Source organism: Mesorhizobium sp. WSM4847 (genome assembly GCF_055811335.1).
On record NZ_JBVVPY010000025.1, the window covers coordinates 1 to 14,258 of the forward strand.

At 62.9% G+C, this 14,258-nt stretch carries 16 protein-coding genes and 1 pseudogene; 10 read left to right on the forward strand and 7 right to left on the reverse strand.

The window, feature by feature from the left end; translation table 11 throughout:
• Nucleotides 1-149: 149 nt before the first annotated feature.
• Nucleotides 150-647 (reverse strand): methyltransferase family protein, encoded by a 498-nt coding sequence (locus AC0L28_RS28005; protein ID WP_473481486.1) that lies wholly within the window; start codon nt 645-647, stop codon nt 150-152.
• Nucleotides 648-1,390: 743 nt separating this feature from the next.
• Nucleotides 1,391-3,442 (reverse strand): elongation factor G, encoded by a 2,052-nt coding sequence (locus tag AC0L28_RS28010; RefSeq protein ID WP_128169579.1) that lies wholly within the window; start codon nt 3,440-3,442, stop codon nt 1,391-1,393.
• A gap of 370 nt (nt 3,443-3,812) precedes the next feature.
• Between AC0L28_RS28010 and AC0L28_RS28015 the strand changes: the two genes are divergently transcribed.
• The 3 genes from AC0L28_RS28015 (at nt 3,813) to AC0L28_RS28025 (ending at nt 5,814) form a co-directional block, all read left to right on the forward strand.
• Complete coding sequence (locus tag AC0L28_RS28015; protein ID WP_023799792.1) at nt 3,813-4,220, forward strand: (R)-mandelonitrile lyase; 408 nt, start codon at nt 3,813-3,815, stop codon at nt 4,218-4,220.
• A gap of 71 nt (nt 4,221-4,291) precedes the next feature.
• Nucleotides 4,292-4,918, forward strand: coding sequence for an MFS transporter (locus AC0L28_RS28020; protein WP_473481487.1), 627 nt, complete (start codon nt 4,292-4,294; stop codon nt 4,916-4,918).
• Complete coding sequence (locus AC0L28_RS28025; RefSeq protein ID WP_473481488.1) at nt 4,915-5,814, forward strand: MFS transporter; 900 nt, start codon at nt 4,915-4,917, stop codon at nt 5,812-5,814. The genes AC0L28_RS28020 and AC0L28_RS28025 overlap by 4 nt, the downstream gene beginning before the upstream one ends.
• Nucleotides 5,815-5,876: 62 nt before the next feature.
• Here the strand turns inward: AC0L28_RS28025 and AC0L28_RS28030 are convergent, their stop codons facing one another.
• A complete protein-coding gene (locus AC0L28_RS28030) occupies nt 5,877-7,079 on the reverse strand; it encodes a pyridoxal phosphate-dependent aminotransferase (protein ID WP_473481489.1) in 1,203 nt (400 codons plus the stop codon).
• A 206-nt stretch (nt 7,080-7,285) separates the two neighbouring features.
• Here AC0L28_RS28030 and AC0L28_RS28035 point away from each other — a divergent pair, with 206 nt between their 5' ends.
• The 3 genes from AC0L28_RS28035 (at nt 7,286) to AC0L28_RS28045 (ending at nt 9,777) form a co-directional block, all read left to right on the forward strand.
• Nucleotides 7,286-8,200, forward strand: coding sequence for an EAL domain-containing protein (locus tag AC0L28_RS28035; RefSeq protein WP_128169577.1), 915 nt, complete (start codon nt 7,286-7,288; stop codon nt 8,198-8,200).
• Entirely contained in the window at nt 8,197-9,051 is an 855-nt protein-coding gene (locus AC0L28_RS28040; RefSeq protein ID WP_473481490.1) for an EAL domain-containing protein, read from the forward strand. Before AC0L28_RS28035 ends, AC0L28_RS28040 begins: the two co-directional genes overlap by 4 nt.
• Before the next feature lie 114 nt (nt 9,052-9,165).
• Nucleotides 9,166-9,777, forward strand: coding sequence for a glutathione S-transferase family protein (locus AC0L28_RS28045; RefSeq protein WP_091595299.1), 612 nt, complete (start codon nt 9,166-9,168; stop codon nt 9,775-9,777).
• Between the two features lie 8 nt (nt 9,778-9,785).
• Here the strand turns inward: AC0L28_RS28045 and AC0L28_RS28050 are convergent.
• The 3 genes and pseudogenes from AC0L28_RS28050 to AC0L28_RS28060 form a co-directional block, all read right to left on the reverse strand.
• Nucleotides 9,786-10,045, reverse strand: a pseudogene (locus tag AC0L28_RS28050) (type II toxin-antitoxin system RelE family toxin).
• Nucleotides 10,042-10,242 (reverse strand): hypothetical protein, encoded by a 201-nt coding sequence (locus AC0L28_RS28055; RefSeq protein ID WP_473481491.1) that lies wholly within the window; start codon nt 10,240-10,242, stop codon nt 10,042-10,044. Before AC0L28_RS28055 ends, AC0L28_RS28050 begins: the two are co-directional and overlap by 4 nt.
• A gap of 260 nt (nt 10,243-10,502) precedes the next feature.
• Nucleotides 10,503-10,715 carry a cold-shock protein gene (locus tag AC0L28_RS28060; RefSeq protein WP_023678332.1) on the reverse strand — a complete coding sequence of 71 codons (213 nt, stop codon included), beginning with the start codon at nt 10,713-10,715 and terminating at the stop codon, nt 10,503-10,505.
• A 329-nt stretch (nt 10,716-11,044) separates the two neighbouring features.
• On the opposite strand from AC0L28_RS28060, the gene AC0L28_RS28065 reads away from it, so the two are divergent.
• The gene (locus AC0L28_RS28065; protein ID WP_287176003.1) at nt 11,045-11,371 is read left to right on the forward strand and encodes a hypothetical protein; all 327 of its coding nucleotides are present in this window, start codon (nt 11,045-11,047) and stop codon (nt 11,369-11,371) included.
• 11 nt (nt 11,372-11,382) lie between these two features.
• Here the strand turns inward: AC0L28_RS28065 and AC0L28_RS28070 are convergent, their stop codons facing one another.
• Nucleotides 11,383-11,952, reverse strand: coding sequence for a methylated-DNA--[protein]-cysteine S-methyltransferase (locus tag AC0L28_RS28070; RefSeq protein WP_287230876.1), 570 nt, complete (start codon nt 11,950-11,952; stop codon nt 11,383-11,385).
• Nucleotides 11,953-12,130: 178 nt separating this feature from the next.
• On the opposite strand from AC0L28_RS28070, the gene AC0L28_RS28075 reads away from it, so the two are divergent.
• The 3 genes from AC0L28_RS28075 to AC0L28_RS28085 all read left to right on the forward strand — a co-directional run bounded on the left by AC0L28_RS28075 (nt 12,131) and on the right by AC0L28_RS28085 (nt 14,107).
• Nucleotides 12,131-12,994, forward strand: a complete 864-nt coding sequence (locus AC0L28_RS28075) for a transglycosylase SLT domain-containing protein (protein ID WP_473481492.1) — start codon at nt 12,131-12,133, stop codon at nt 12,992-12,994.
• A gap of 5 nt (nt 12,995-12,999) precedes the next feature.
• The gene (locus AC0L28_RS28080; protein ID WP_473481493.1) at nt 13,000-13,488 is read left to right on the forward strand and encodes a GNAT family N-acetyltransferase; all 489 of its coding nucleotides are present in this window, start codon (nt 13,000-13,002) and stop codon (nt 13,486-13,488) included.
• A gap of 157 nt (nt 13,489-13,645) precedes the next feature.
• A complete protein-coding gene (locus AC0L28_RS28085; RefSeq protein ID WP_287230885.1) occupies nt 13,646-14,107 on the forward strand; it encodes a lysozyme inhibitor LprI family protein in 462 nt (153 codons plus the stop codon).
• Nucleotides 14,108-14,258: the final 151 nt, after the last annotated feature.

Below are 14,258 nucleotides of genomic sequence, written 5' to 3' on the forward strand. Positions count from 1 at the left end.
TGCAATCAGTCCATTCTGTTACCTATCTATCCGGTTCGGACAACGGCATCTTTCTCCCCGTCACTATACGGGGAGAAGATGCCGGCAGGCAGGTGAGGGGCAGCGCAATCTTGGCAGTCAATCTCTTTGACGTTCACGCTCGTCTGAAATTATTCGCGCCATGGCGTCAGGCGGGGGAGCCAGCCTGGAACGGCATGGCGGTAGGCCTCGTACTCGGCGCCATAGCGGCGGGCAAGCGTCGGTTCCTCATGGAACTTCACGAACGAGACCATGGCGACGGCGGCGATAGCGGCATAGGCGACGAGAGCCGCGCTCGAAAACAGCAGCGCCTGGCCAAGGATGATCGCCAGCACGGCCACATACATCGGGTTGCGGACATGGCGGTAGATGCCGCCGACAACCAGTCGATCGGTTGGGGCGACCGGAGCGGGGGTGCCTCGGCCTTCGAGAGCAAAACGGGCAAAGGCATGAAGCAGCAAGGCCGTTGCGACGACAATCAGTAACCAGCCGACCGGGACCAGGCCGGACAGGGTCGACCATGGCATGCGATAGCGGTCGGTCAACAGCCAGGGCAGCAATCCCGCGACCACACCGGGCGCTGCGATGAAGAACAGCGCGCTGCCGGCGATCGCCTGACGGGTCCTCATCGGGGCTTCCTTCGGCGCGATTTTCGGGCCGATGCATGGCTGCCGCAAAAATAAACGCGCGCTGCCTGATTCGCCATCATTCGTTGTTTTCTGCGTTCTGGACCGAAATCGGCGCTGGTTCGCTATTTGGCAGTGATTCTTGACTGGCTGCGCACCGCATTTCGCGATTCTTCTGGTCCTACGAGGCCAAGCAACGGCTTAGACCACAGCCTGTGTCATTTTGCATGCGAGTGTTGCAAAATAGATGCTTGTTTCTTGGGCATGATGAGCACATATATGGACCATCTCCTGGGCGCGTTCTCCTCCCATTAGCGCCCTCGAGTGTTCCCCTCTGGAGGTTAGCCTTAACAGGCACTTCCAATCAAACTCAGCCGGATCTTCGTTGATCCGGCTTTTTTGTATCCCGAACCCTGCCGGCGCTGACGCAAAGCCGACCGAAATTGTCATGTAACAGTGACATGTAACCTCAGGTAACATGTCGCAGGCGCGCAGCATCGACTAAGCAGATCATAGGACGCGGTGTGGTTCGTGCGGGAGATGGGGGCATCACTCGGACGATCCGGGCTCAGGCGGCTGCCGCGTCCGAACTATTCTTCCGCTGAGGCTGTCAAGCGTTGGCGGCATGTGCGGCGGACCTGCCATTTCGCCTCCCACGAAGACGGTCCGCAAGAGAACGGCGTCCGGATCATTTCCGGACGCCGTTTCCTTGTGTTCTGCAGCCTGACCGTCGCCAAGTTCAAGTGTCAGGCAGCCTTGCCATTGGCGTTCAACGCCTCGTCGGCCAGGCGGCCGGTGAGTTCGGCCATATGGTCGAAGCTGGCACGGTAGCTGGCCACGCCCGCGGTGGCCGAACGCAGCTCGATGATCAGATCGCCGATCTCGGCCTGCGGCATGGTCGCCTCGACGACATCCCATCCCGGCCAGCCGGGCCGCGCATCATAGCCGAGGATTTGGCCGCGCCGCTGCGGGATCAGGGCGATGATTTTCGATGTCGCGTCGGACGGCGTGACGATTTCCACCTTCATGATCGGTTCAAGCAGCACCGGCGAGCAGGCGGCCATGCCTTCCTTCATCGCCAGCTTTGCCGCCATCTGGAAGGCCATGTCCGACGAATCGACGGAATGATAGGAGCCGTCGGACAGGTTGACGGCGACGTCGACCACCGGAAAGCCGAGCGGGCCCGATTTCAGATAATCACGCACGCCGGCCTCGACCGACTGGATATAGGTTTTCGGCACGGCGCCGCCGGTGATGGTGTCGGTGAACTGGAAACCGGAGCCGCGCGGCAGCGGCTTGATCTCGATCACCACGTCGCCGAACTGGCCATGGCCGCCCGACTGCTTCTTGTGACGGCCACGCTGCTGCGCCGCTTTGCGGATCGTCTCGCGGTAAGGCACGGCCGGCGGATGGCCTTCGACCGGAATCTGGTTCTTGCCCTCCAGCCGCTCGCGCACGACACGCAGATGCATTTCGCCATGGCCCGACAGCACGGTTTCAGCCGAATCCTGATTGTGGCGCACGCTGAGCGAGGGATCTTCCTCGGCAAGGCGCTGGATGGCCGCCGACATCTTGACCTCGTCCTTGCGTTCCTTCGGTCGCAACGCAAAGGCATAGACCGGCTGCGGCGGCGTCAGCGTGACCAAGGGCTTGATGCCGCCCTTGACCGAGCTCAAGGTCTGACCGGTCGTGACCTCGTCCATCTTGCCGAGCGCGACCGTGTCGCCGGCCGGGGCCGAGGTGAGCTTGGTCTGGTCCTTGCCGAGCATTCTGTAGATGCCGGAGACCTTTGCCGTCGCGCCGTTCGACAGGAAGAGTTCGGAGGCGTCGGCAAGTTGGCCGGACAGGATGCGCGAGATCGACAGCTTGCCGCCATGCGCGGTGTGGATGGTCTTCATCACCTGGACGACGGTCGCATTGCCGTCAGCTGCGTCGAGGCGCTTGCATGTTGCTTCAACATCAGGCGCGTCGTGGCGGATCGTTTTTAGCAGCCGCAGCACACCATTGCCCTTCTCGGCGGTGCCGATCAGCACCGGCGTCACGGCACCATCGCGCAAGTCGGCGGCCAGGTCGTCGAAGATGGCGTCCTTGGGCGGCTCGATTTCGTCGAGCAGCTGCTCCATCAGTTGATCATCATGGTCGGCGAGCGTCTCCAGCATGGAAAAGCGCGCTTCGAGTTCGCGCGCCTTGTCGTCGCTGGGAATCTGGGCGACTTCGCTTTCGGCATATTCGCGATAGATGTAGGCGCGCTCCAGCGCCAGATCGATCGAGCCGATCACCACGCCGTCCTTGCGCAGCGGAATCTGGCGCAGCAGCAAAGGCACCGAGCTTGCCGGCTGCAACATCTTCAGCGTGTCGCGCACGCCTGATATCGCCTTGTCGACCTTGTTGAGGAACATGATGCGCGGCACGCCGAGATCATCGAGCTTGCGCATGATCAGCTGCAGGGCAGGGATCTTCTTCTCGTCGGCTTCGGCGACGACCACGGCGATGTCGCAGGCGGCCAGAACCGGCTCTGCCTCGAAGGAGAATTCGATGGAGCCGGGACAATCGACGAAAGTGAGTTGCTCGCCCATGAAGTCGGTGGTGGCAAACGTCGCCTCAACGCTCATGGCGTGGGCGCGTGCCTCGGGCGAATGATCGGAAACTGTGTTTCCCGAGGAGACCGGATTCTGGCGGGGGATGGCGCCCGTGCGGGCCAATATGGCTTCGAGAAGTGTCGTCTTACCGCTTGCAAAGGGACCGACGATGGCAATGCATTTCGGTCCCGTGCGTCGTCCTCCGGCGCGAGTTCCCATGACTGACCTCCACTCAGGCGTTTCCCTGGGAGCGGCGGCCGGCCTGTCGACCGTCGCGGGCGGGGCTTTTTTCAGTTTGCCGCCTACCCAAAGGCATCGTCCCACGGGTTAGGCGGGAGGGCAAGTGATTTGAGAATCGGGTGATTTGAGAATCGGGGGATCGCCTGATGTCGCGGATGTTGAGCCATGATCGGCGAAGCCGTCGAATGCGGGCCTGGGCTTTCCGTCAATGCCGTGACAGGGTCCGTCGCCGAACAGCCGCAAAAGCGGTTGCGCCATGATGGGTTATCGGATGAAAGTGCCGCTTCCTGCGACAAAAAGGAACGGTCGTCGCCGACCGATCCGCCATCAGTTTGAGGACTTTGCGACGATGAAGATCATTGCTTGCGGCAGCGTGCCGACCGTCATTGCGCCGGAAAAGTACTTCACCGGCCGCGTGTGGCAGACGCCGATCATCGAGAAGGAAGCGCCGGCGCGGCTACGCGCCATCATGGTCGGTTTCGAGCCCGGCGCGCGTACCCACTGGCATACGCATCCGTTGGGCCAGACGCTCTATGTCGTGTCAGGCGCCGGCCTGGCGCAAAGCTGGGGCGAGCCGATACAGGCAATCAGGGCCGGCGACGTCATCTCGTTTGCGCCTGACGAAAAGCATTGGCACGGCGCCGGTCCAAAATCGGCGATGGCCCATATCGCCATGCAGGAGGCGCTCGACGGCGTCCATGCCGACTGGCTGGAGAAGGTGACCGACGAGCAGTATGGCGGCGTTGATCGGACCTAAAAGCGCGTCTCGTCTGATCATTGGTCGCGTCTGATCATTGTAGGTGATTTCCACGCTCAGGTTTGGGTTTCATGTCGAACCGTCGCTTGCCTCTTGTTGCCGCAGTCTATCTCGGCACATTCGTCGCACTGCTCGACATCAGCATCGTCAACGTCGCCCTGCCGACGATCCAGATTGCGCTCGGCATCGATTTCGCCGGGCTGCAATGGGTGATCGACGCCTACACGCTTTGCCTGTCGGCCTTCATGCTGTCGGCAGGCCTGATCGGCGACCGCTACGGGCGCAAGCGCTCCTGGCTGGCAGGCATCGGCATCTTCGTGGCTGGCTCTGCCATATGTGCAATCGCGCCCAACCTGTCGGTGCTGCTGGTGGGCCGGGTGGTGCAAGGGATAGCCGGATCGCTGATCATTCCGGGTGCGCTGTCGATTCTGACGCAGGCGTTTCCCGACGGTCGCGAGCGTGCCGGCGTTATCGGAGGCTGGGCGTCGTTCGCAGCTGTCTCGCTGCTCACTGGCCCGGTCGTCGGCGGCATCCTGGTCGAAACCGCCGGATGGCAGAGCATTTTCCTGATCAACCTGCCGCTCGGCCTGGCCACGATCGCGCTCGGTGCGGCTTCGATCGTAGAGACTTCGCACCCCATCATGCCCATCTCGACCTTGTCGGCCTGGCGCTCAGCATTCTGTGGCTGGGCGCCTTGACCTTCGGCCTGATATCGGCAGGCGAAAAAGGTTGGGGCGATCGAGAGGCTGTTATCGCCCTTGTCGTCGGCTTCGCCGGCCTGGCAGCCTTCCTTGTCTTTGAGGCGCGTACGCCGCGGCCGATGCTGCCGCTTGGCCTGTTTCGCGACGTTCGCTTCGCCGTCGCCAATGTCGCCTCGTTCGCGCTCGGCCTCACCTCCTACACCGGCGTCTTCCTCTATTCGATGTTCCTGCAGCAGGCACAGGGCTGGTCGCCGACACAGACCGGCCTGCGCATGGCACCGCTGTTCCTCGTCCAAATGGTCGTGTCGCCGGCGATCGGCAGGCTCAGTCAGCGCTACGGACACTCGGCGCTGATGACATCGGGTTATCTTGCGAGCGGTCTTTCCATGCTGGGCATGTGCTGGGTTGGACCCTCGACACCCTATGTGACGATCGGCCTGCTGTTTGCCGTCGGCGGCCTCGGCAATGCGCTGTCCATCCCGACCGGCAGCGCTGCCGCGATGTCGTTTGCGCCGCGCGAGCGTTCGGGCATGGTGTCGGCGGTGATCAACGCAACCCGCCAGGGCGGCACCGCCATCGGCATCGCCCTGCTCGGCGCCTTAATGAGCATGCGGGCAACAGCCCTGCTGACGGCGCGTCTTGAAAATGCCGGTGTCGCCAATGCCGGAGCGGTGGCCCGCGCCGCGGTTTCAAGGCACGATTTCGCAGCCGATGCGGCGATGGGCAAGGACGGCCTGCTCGATCTGTTCGCAGCCGCCTATGCCGGGGGCTTCCATGCGGCGATGCTGACGGCCGCCATCGTTTCGTTCGTCACGGCCGGGCTTCTGGCCGCCATTCTGGCGCCGGCCGAGGCTCGTTCGGCGCGCGAAACCAATCACAGTCGCCAGGGATGAGGCTGGCGCCGACCGCCAAAACCCGATTGCGAGCCGGGTTTTGGTGTTCGAGATGCGCTTGATCAGGTCAGCGAGGCGGTGAAGCGCTGGATGCGGGCGCAGGCCTCTTCGAGCAACGCCTCCGACGTGGCATAGGAGATGCGGAAGTTCGGGCCGAGGCCGAATGCCGAACCGAACACGACCGCCACGCCCTCGGCCTCGAGCAGTTCCGAGCAGAAGGCTTCGTCGCTGTCGATCAGCTTGCCGGCTTTGGTCTTCTTGCCGATCAACTGGGAACAGGACGGATAGACGTAGAAAGCCCCTTCGGGAGACGGACATGTGATGCCGCGCGCCTGATTGAGCATCGACACGACGAGATCGCGCCGAGCCTGGAAAATCGCCTTATTTTTCCCAATGAAATCCTGCGGACCGTTCAGCGCCTCGACCGATGCCCACTGGGCAATGGTGCAGGCGCCGGAGGTCTGCTGGCCCTGGATCATGTCCATCGCCTTGATCAGCGCCACCGGCCCGGCCGCATAGCCTATGCGCCAGCCAGTCATCGCATAGGCCTTCGACACGCCGTTCATGGTCAGGGTGCGCTCATAAAGCTTCGGCTCGACCTCGGCGATGGTCGTGAAGACGAAATCGCCGTAGATCAGGTGCTCGTACATGTCGTCGGTCAGCACCCAGACATTGGGGTGTTCGAGCAGCACGTCGGCCAGAGCGCGCAACTCAGCCTCGCTGTAGGCGGCGCCCGACGGGTTCGACGGTGAGTTCATCAACAACCATTTGGTGCGCGGCGTGATCGCCTTTTGCAACGCCGCCGCCGTCAGCTTGAAGCCGTTGTCGATGGAGGTGTCGGCAAATGCCGGGGTGCCGCCGCAGATCGCTACCATCTCGGGATAGCTGACCCAGTACGGCCTCGGAATGATGACCTCGTCGCCGGGGTTCAGCGTCGCCATGAAGGCATTGAACAGGATCTGCTTGCCGCCGGTGCCGACGATGGTCTGCTCCGGCCGGTAATCGAGATTGTTCTCTCGCTTGAATTTTTGGGCGATTGCCTCGCGCAGCGGCACGATGCCGGACACCGGAGGATATTTCGTTTCGCCGCGGCGGATGGCCTCGATCGCAGCGTTCTTGATATTGTCCGGCGTGTCGAAGTCCGGTTCGCCGGCACCCAGCCCGATCACGTCACGGCCGGCGTTTTTCAGCTCGCGCGCTTTCTGCGTCACTGCGATGGTCGCGGAAGGCTTTACGCGGGAAAGGGCGTCGGCAAGAAAGGCCATGACGGCGTTGTCTCCTTGTAGGGCCAGGCGGTGCGTCCGACCGCGGCGTCTCTCATGTCGCATCATCCCGCCAAGCGCAAGCATTGTCGGATGAGCCAGACTTCAAATCCCCGGCAAATCCGGCAACAATAAATTCACTTACACGCGGTAAAACTCCGGTCGGCTGGATCACGACCCATTCCACCAGTCTCGCAACGGGAGGAACCGTGTCGCGCAGCATCGGGCTTGCCCATATCGTCCGCCACGATGACGGCACCGCCAGCGGTGTCTGGGGCAATTATACGCTGCAAAGCGCGTTCCAGCCGATTTTTGCCTTCAGCAACGGCAAATTGTCCATCACCGGATTCGAGGGCCTGATCCGGCCGTTCCGCGACGCCGAGCCGCAGACGCCGGTGAGTTTTTTCAACGCCTGTCCGACGGTCGACCGCCTGCATATCGAGGCGCTGACAAGGACGCTGCACCTTTTGAACGCCGGCGCCTGCCTGCCGCAGGAGGCATTCATTTTCATCAACTTCGATCCGTCGGTGTTCACCGATCGCAGCATCGCCGACAGCGCGCTGCGCGACATGCGGCTGGTGCTGCATGAGGCCGAGATCGATGCGAACCGCGTCGTCTGCGAGGTGACCGAGCAAAAGTCGGCGTCGCAGGAAACGCTCTACAATTTCGTCGAGGCGCTCAGGGCCAACGGGTTTCGCATCGCGGTCGACGACTACGGCGCCGAAGAGTCCGACATCGACCGGATCAAGGAGCTCAGGCCTGACATCGTCAAATTCGATGCCCACTGGATCATGCAACTGATGGAGTCCGGCGCCGGCTTCGCGCTGCTGACCGCCATGGTGGCAAGTTTCGAACAGCAAGGCATCCGCACCGTGTTCGAGGGCATCGAGGAGGGCTGGCAGCTTGAACTGGCCGAGAAATCGGGAGCCTCGATGGTGCAGGGATTTGCGCTGGCGCGCCCGGAGCTTGCACCGACCAGCTTTCACGTTTTCGGCAACGAAAGCCAAGTCTTCGGCAAGGAAAGGCAGATGCCGGTGACGGCGCCTGACGCCGGCGCGGCGCCTGCGACCGTCTCGCCTTCGCCGCGGCCGAAACGGGCTTTCGGGCGCAAGGTGGTGCCATGACCAAAAGGCCCGACAGGCGGCGCAATGTCGGCGAGGCAATCTTTGCCGACGAAGTCGGGATCGAATATGGCGTCTATGGCGCGTTCCGGCTGAGGAGCGCCTACCAGCCGATCTTTGCGCCGCGCGGCAGGTTTTTGAAGGCCGTCGCCGTCGAAGGCCTGATCGAGCCGCACCGCGCCGGCAGGCCGGTCGCGCCGCGCGTATTCTTCGAGGGCATCCCCGTGGCGGATCGCCTGTTCGTCGAGACGATGTGCCGGGTACTGCATCTGCGGAATTTCCGCAACATCGGCGTCGGCGGGCTCGACCTGTTCTTCAACTACAATCCGCTGACCAACGATGACCCCGGGCGAGCGCTGGCAGAAATCAGGCTGATGACCAGGCGTCTCGCCGACTTCGACCTGCACCCCGGCATGCTGGTCTGCGAGATCACCGAGCAGGCGGCTGAAGACAAGGTGCTCGTCAGCCTGGCGCGCGAGATGCGGCGTGACGGCATCCGCATCGCCATCGACGATTTCGGCACCGGGCATTCGACGGAAGAACGGGTCGCTCTTGTCCAGCCCGACATCGTCAAGATCGACGGCACCTGGTTCGCGGAATTCTGCCGCCATGCCGCCGCCGAACGGTTTTTCCGGCCGCTGGTCTCCGCGCTGCATGACCGCGGCGCCAAAGTGCTGGTCGAAGGCATCGAGCAAGCCACGCATCTGCGCGTCGCGTTGGACGGCGGCGTTGACCTGATGCAAGGATTTTACCTTGCCCGGCCGGCGCTGGCCGGCACGGTCTTCGACGAGGAGCCGCTGCCCATAGACAGGCTGCTTGGCATGGCCAACAACGTCGTGCCGTTGTTTGGGTGATCTATCACCGGCGCTGATGGTTGCGCCAAAACAAATCACTGGATGAAGCCGTCGCTGCCAGGATAATTGCCGGTAAAGGCGGCTCCGCCGAGGGGAGCGGCGATGGGAGCAAGAATGACCATACTGTATGGAATGATCGACAGCGGCAATTGCTACAAGCCGCGCCTGTTGATGGCCAAGCTCGGCATCGCTTTCACCAATGTCGAGGTCAGCTCGCACACCGGCGACACGCGCAAGCCAGACTATGTCGCCAAGAACCCGAACGCCATGGTGCCGCTGCTCGAGCTCGACGACGGCCGGCGGCTTGCCGAATCCAACGCCATTCTGCTCTATCTCGCCGAAGGCACGCGGTTGCTGCCGGCCGACAAATACGAGCGAGCATTGGCCTACCAATGGCTGTTCTTCGAGCAATACAGCCACGAACCCTATATCGCGGTGCGCAAGGCGCTGCTGACCTTTCCCGAACGGGCCAAGGACGCGACACCGGAACGGCTGGCGCTGACGCTGGAGCGCGGCAACAAGGCGCTCGGCGTGATGAACAAGCATCTGGCGGGCAGTGCGTTCTTTGCCGGCGAGGCCTTGAGCGTCGCCGACATCGCGCTCTACGCCTATACGCATACGGCCGAGATGGGCGGTTTTCAGCTCGACGCCTACCCGGCGGTGGCGGCCTGGCTGAAACGGGTCGAGACTGATCCTGGGCATGTGCCGATGGAGTGGCTGGGGTAGTTCTGTCCTTATGGCCACTTCAGGAGGCGGTCATATTCGGAGTGGGTGCCGATCCAAAACCAGACCACGTCATCGTGGTCGCGGACAGCTACGGCGCGGTAGTTGAGATCAACCCGCGCCGACCAATAGCGTCCGACCTGTTTGAAATGCAACGACGGGTGAAACGGATCAGAACGCAGTTTGGCGAAACGTTTGTCCGCCTTTGCTCTGATCGACGAGGGCAGTTTGCATAAGCCTCCCAGAATAAGGGAGTGGCGACATGAGTCACAGAGACCGGGTCCGGCCGGCGCGATGGTCGGCCAAGGCCCGCTCGGTAAGTTTATCCAGCCTGCCAGCCTTGGCGTCGGCTTCGATCTGCCGATCCCACATCTCCGCTTTCAGTGCCTCGAACCAGGCGGCAAATGCCTTCAGTTCCTCAGGGCTCAGTTCGGCGACGGATTTCTCAATCTGTTCAAGCTTGCTCATTGGTCAAAAATACCATGATTGGTACAGTAAGGCCAAGGTAGCCGTTTCATCCGGAAATCCGGACAGCAAAAAGGCGGGACAAAATCCCGCCTTCCCATGCTTGGTAGCCTGATCGGGAGCGCTTTGGCCGGGCCGGCAGCAATCTGCTGCTTCGGCTTGTCGGGTTCTTTCCGCTCCGGCGCGCTTCTCGCGCGACCGTCAGTACATCCGTGACTTGCCGCGCGCCCCGAGCTATCGCCCGGCGCGCGCCATTCGCAAAATCAGGCTGCCTTGCTCAGAGATCCAGCGGACGACTTGCCAGTGCGGCGGTCCTGCTCGATCTCGAAGTTGATCTTCTGGCCTTCGACCAGGGTCGACAGCCCAGCGCGCTCGACTGCCGAGATGTGGACGAAAACGTCCGCGCCGCCGCTGTCAGGCTGGATGAAGCCGAAACCCTTGGTGGAATTGAACCACTTGACCGTACCTGTTGCCATTTCGATAGTCCTTATACGTTTGCTTTAGCTTGACCGAACCAAAGTCCAGCCGGTTTGTATCGAGATTTTGGGGATAGACGTCAGCAAACGCGAATATCGCGAGGCCCGGATCGATCGGCCGAAATATCAATGGACCTCATATAGTCCGCTTCTCCGCAAAAAACAAGACTGCACAAAAAGGCGCTGATGCCGTGCTGCCCAATGGCCGCCCCAGTCGCGTGAAAGCGTTGCAACGTCGGGCGTTGCGCCGGGTCGCATGGCCTATCGCGCACGCTGCGGGGAAGGACCGTGCCGCCTCCGAGCGTCCGGTCCTGTTTGGGGAGAGGACCATGAAAACTGTCCTGTTTGCCGCCTGCCTGACGCTGGTCGCCGCCGAGGCGCAGGCGATCTCGCGCTATGACCCGAGCCGCATGAGCTGCGGCACGGTGCGCGCGACCATCGCACGGGAAGGCGCCGTCATCCTGCGTTATCAGTCGACGCGCACGCCGGGGCTGCCGCTCTACGACCGTTATGTGCGGAGCGAGAGTTTCTGCAACATGGGCGAGGTCAGGGTACGCGCTTCGGTGCCAAGCGCCGATACCAACTCCTGCATCGTCTACAAATGCAAGCGCGTGGAAACAGACCGGCATTTCCGCCGGCGCATCTTTCCGGACTAGCAATGTCGGCCTCAAAATCCAAAAGAGACCTGCGCCGGGGGCGACGGGCCGACGCGCACGCCTTCGATCGCCAGCATCTTCTCCTTGGTGGTCGAGCCACCTGACGCTGAAAAACCGCCGATCTTGCCGCCGGCGGCAAGAATGCGGTGGCAAGGGATGACCAGCGGCACCGGGTTGGCGCCGAGCGCGGCGCCCGTCTCTCGCGCCAGCCCGGCATGGCCGGCGCGCTTGGCCAGTTCGCCATAGGTGGTAGTCTCGCCGAAGGCGAGCTTGCGCGCCGCGTCGTAGATGGCGAGGCGGAAATCGTCGACACCGGTGAGATCGACCGGCACACCGGAGAAATCCACGTCCTCGCCGGCGGCATAGGCCTTTATCGACGCGATCAGCTCGGCAACCCATTGCGGTCGGGCGCTCGAAGCGGCGTTGCCGGCATGGCGCAGCAGCCGCCGTTCCACGGCGTCGCGGCTGCGCTGGGGCAGGCAAAGCCTCGTCAGCCCGGCCTCGCTCCAGACGATGCCGATGAAGCCGATCGCGGTTTCGAAGACCGCGTGGCCGGCGATGGCTTGAGAGGTGCCTTCCATGATGTGCTCCTGTCCGAAGGAACGAATGGTAGTCCAGTACATATCGAGAACGGATATCGCATTTTCAGGGGTCTGTTGCCACCCGAAAACCATTCGAAATCCCAACTGGCTGCGGATTGCCGGGGGAAAGCCGCTGGTGTAAGGACTTCTTAACAGACGAACCGGACCCGAGCGCGGCTTGCCAGCAAAAATCATCTTTCCTGCGATCGGCGTGATGCTCGCTGCGGCCGGTCTCAGCGGCTGCACTTCGACCGCGCAGACCAAGGCCGTGCCTTCCCTGACTGAAACCGCCGCAGTTGGTAGCGACGCCGGCTATGCGCTGGCGCTGCCCGACACGGTTTCGGTGCTGCCGGAATCGTCGGGCGTCACGCCTGTCCAGACCGCGGCGCTGGCCGTCGACGCCGCCGCGGCCCCCGCCCAGCCAGCGGCCTTTGCCGGCCCGACCCCGTTGGCCGCAACTGCACCTTCAGTCATGACGGCCGATGCCGCGCCAGCCGGCACAGCGCCTGTTTATGCGACCGCCGCCGTTGCGATGCCGGTCACCGGCGAGACAGGCAAGACGATGCCAGGCGTCCAGCAGGTCGCCTACACCCTGCCTGAGACTCCGTCCGCCCTGCTTTCGACCAGCCCTGCCAAACAGTATTCCGCGGGACCGCGCGGCGAGATCGAGCGGCTGATCGAGAAATATGCCGTCCTCTATCAGGTTCCGGTCGATCTGGTGCGCCGCGTCGTCAAGCGCGAGAGCACCTTCAATCCCAAGGCCTACAATCGCGGCCATTGGGGGCTGATGCAGATCAAGCATGCGACGGCGCGCGGCATGGGCTATGACGGGCCGGCGAGCGGGTTGTTCGACGCCGAGACCAATCTGAAATATGCGGTGAAATATCTGCGTGGCGCCTGGCTGGTGGCCGGCGGCAACGCCAAGCGCGCCGACCGGCTCTACCAGAGCGGCTATTATTACGACGCCAAGCGCAAGGGCATGCTGGAACAAACCGGCCTGGGCCGCGACCGCAGTCGGCGTCGCCTGCAGCCCGACGCCTGAACGCCATGCCTGAGCCGCGCCCGCCGGCGCCGAACGACATAAGGCTGCGCAAGATCCTCGACGACACGCTCGCCCCGCCGCGCTGGCCGCAAGGTTTCGTCATGCGCGGTTTTGAGGCCGCCGACGCGCTCGCTTTGCATGCGCTGCTGACCACCGTCTTCGACGATGGCGCCGACGGGCCGTTCGAGGAATGGTGGCCGCGCATTTCAAGCGACGCGGAATTCGACCCTGCCTTGTGTTTCCTGGTTATCGACAGCAAGGGGCGACTGGCGGGGGCGGCACTGTGCTGGACGAGGGCGTTCGTCAAAGACCTTGCCGTCCACCCCGAGGCGCGCGGCCGAGGCATCGCCGAAGCGCTGATGTGGCACGTCTTCACCGCCTTTCACGCACGCGGCGCTGCGCATGTCGATCTCAAAACCAACACGGTTGAGAATGCTGCCGCGGTCAGGCTTTACGAGCGGCTGGGGATGTTCGAAGTCGACTGGGCGGGGTGAGGAGCGGTTGGCGAAGCCGATCAGCGAGCATATTGCGGAAACGAAGTGTCCACCAAGGCAGCAGGCTGCATCTTGCCGGGAACCGTTCGGGCGTTAAGCTGCGATCCTGCGGCTTTCGTGCCGCGGGCGGGGTCTCGACCGAAACCGGAGAAACACGATGCGGCTTTTACTTTTCAAACCGGGTCTGGCCAAAACCAGTCTGGCCAAAACCGGTCTGGCCAAAACCGGTCTGGTGATCCTCGCCCTTCCGCTTCTTGCGGGCGTCGCGCGTGCCGACGAATGCGCCGACGCACAGGACCAGGCGACCATGAACGAATGCGCCGGCAAGTCGTTCACCGAAGCCGACAAGAAGCTCAACCACGCCTACAGGCAGATCGAGGGCCGGCTGAAGGATGACACTGCGACGAAGAAGCTGCTGGTCGGCGCGCAGCGCGCCTGGGTCGCCTTTCGCGATGCCGAATGCGCTTTCCAGGTCGGCCCGCCCGATATGGCAGGCAGCATTTATCCGATGGTTATCGCCGGCTGCAAGGAGAGCCTCACCAACGACCGGCTGAAGGATTTTCAGGGCTATCTCAACTGCCAGGAGGGTGACACGAGCTGCCCGGTGCCGCCGCAGTAGCCTCTGTCGCTGGCGAAGGCGGAGCCGTTAAGGCCTCATCGCCGGGCCAGGCGTGCAAAATGTCGGAACCCTGCTTCGCGATGCGTCCTTGAGAGGCAAGGTGCGCTGCCGTTTATGGCGCGCGCCGCCAAAGCACGGCAGATGGAGATGA

Bases quoted from the DNA above. Each gene is read 5' to 3' on its own strand.
- AC0L28_RS28005 (WP_473481486.1), bottom strand. From the start codon at position 647: ATGAGGACCCGTCAGGCGATCGCCGGCAGCGCGCTGTTCTTCATCGCA.
- AC0L28_RS28010 (WP_128169579.1), bottom strand. From the start codon at position 3,442: ATGGGAACTCGCGCCGGAGGACGACGCACGGGACCGAAATGCATTGCC.
- AC0L28_RS28015 (WP_023799792.1), top strand. From the start codon at position 3,813: ATGAAGATCATTGCTTGCGGCAGCGTGCCGACCGTCATTGCGCCGGAA.
- AC0L28_RS28020 (WP_473481487.1), top strand. From the start codon at position 4,292: ATGTCGAACCGTCGCTTGCCTCTTGTTGCCGCAGTCTATCTCGGCACA.
- AC0L28_RS28030 (WP_473481489.1), bottom strand. From the start codon at position 7,079: ATGGCCTTTCTTGCCGACGCCCTTTCCCGCGTAAAGCCTTCCGCGACC.
- AC0L28_RS28040 (WP_473481490.1), top strand. From the start codon at position 8,197: ATGACCAAAAGGCCCGACAGGCGGCGCAATGTCGGCGAGGCAATCTTT.
- AC0L28_RS28045 (WP_091595299.1), top strand. From the start codon at position 9,166: ATGACCATACTGTATGGAATGATCGACAGCGGCAATTGCTACAAGCCG.
- AC0L28_RS28055 (WP_473481491.1), bottom strand. From the start codon at position 10,242: ATGAGCAAGCTTGAACAGATTGAGAAATCCGTCGCCGAACTGAGCCCT.
- AC0L28_RS28060 (WP_023678332.1), bottom strand. From the start codon at position 10,715: ATGGCAACAGGTACGGTCAAGTGGTTCAATTCCACCAAGGGTTTCGGC.
- AC0L28_RS28065 (WP_287176003.1), top strand. From the start codon at position 11,045: ATGAAAACTGTCCTGTTTGCCGCCTGCCTGACGCTGGTCGCCGCCGAG.
- AC0L28_RS28070 (WP_287230876.1), bottom strand. From the start codon at position 11,952: ATGGAAGGCACCTCTCAAGCCATCGCCGGCCACGCGGTCTTCGAAACC.
- AC0L28_RS28080 (WP_473481493.1), top strand. From the start codon at position 13,000: ATGCCTGAGCCGCGCCCGCCGGCGCCGAACGACATAAGGCTGCGCAAG.
- AC0L28_RS28085 (WP_287230885.1), top strand. From the start codon at position 13,646: ATGCGGCTTTTACTTTTCAAACCGGGTCTGGCCAAAACCAGTCTGGCC.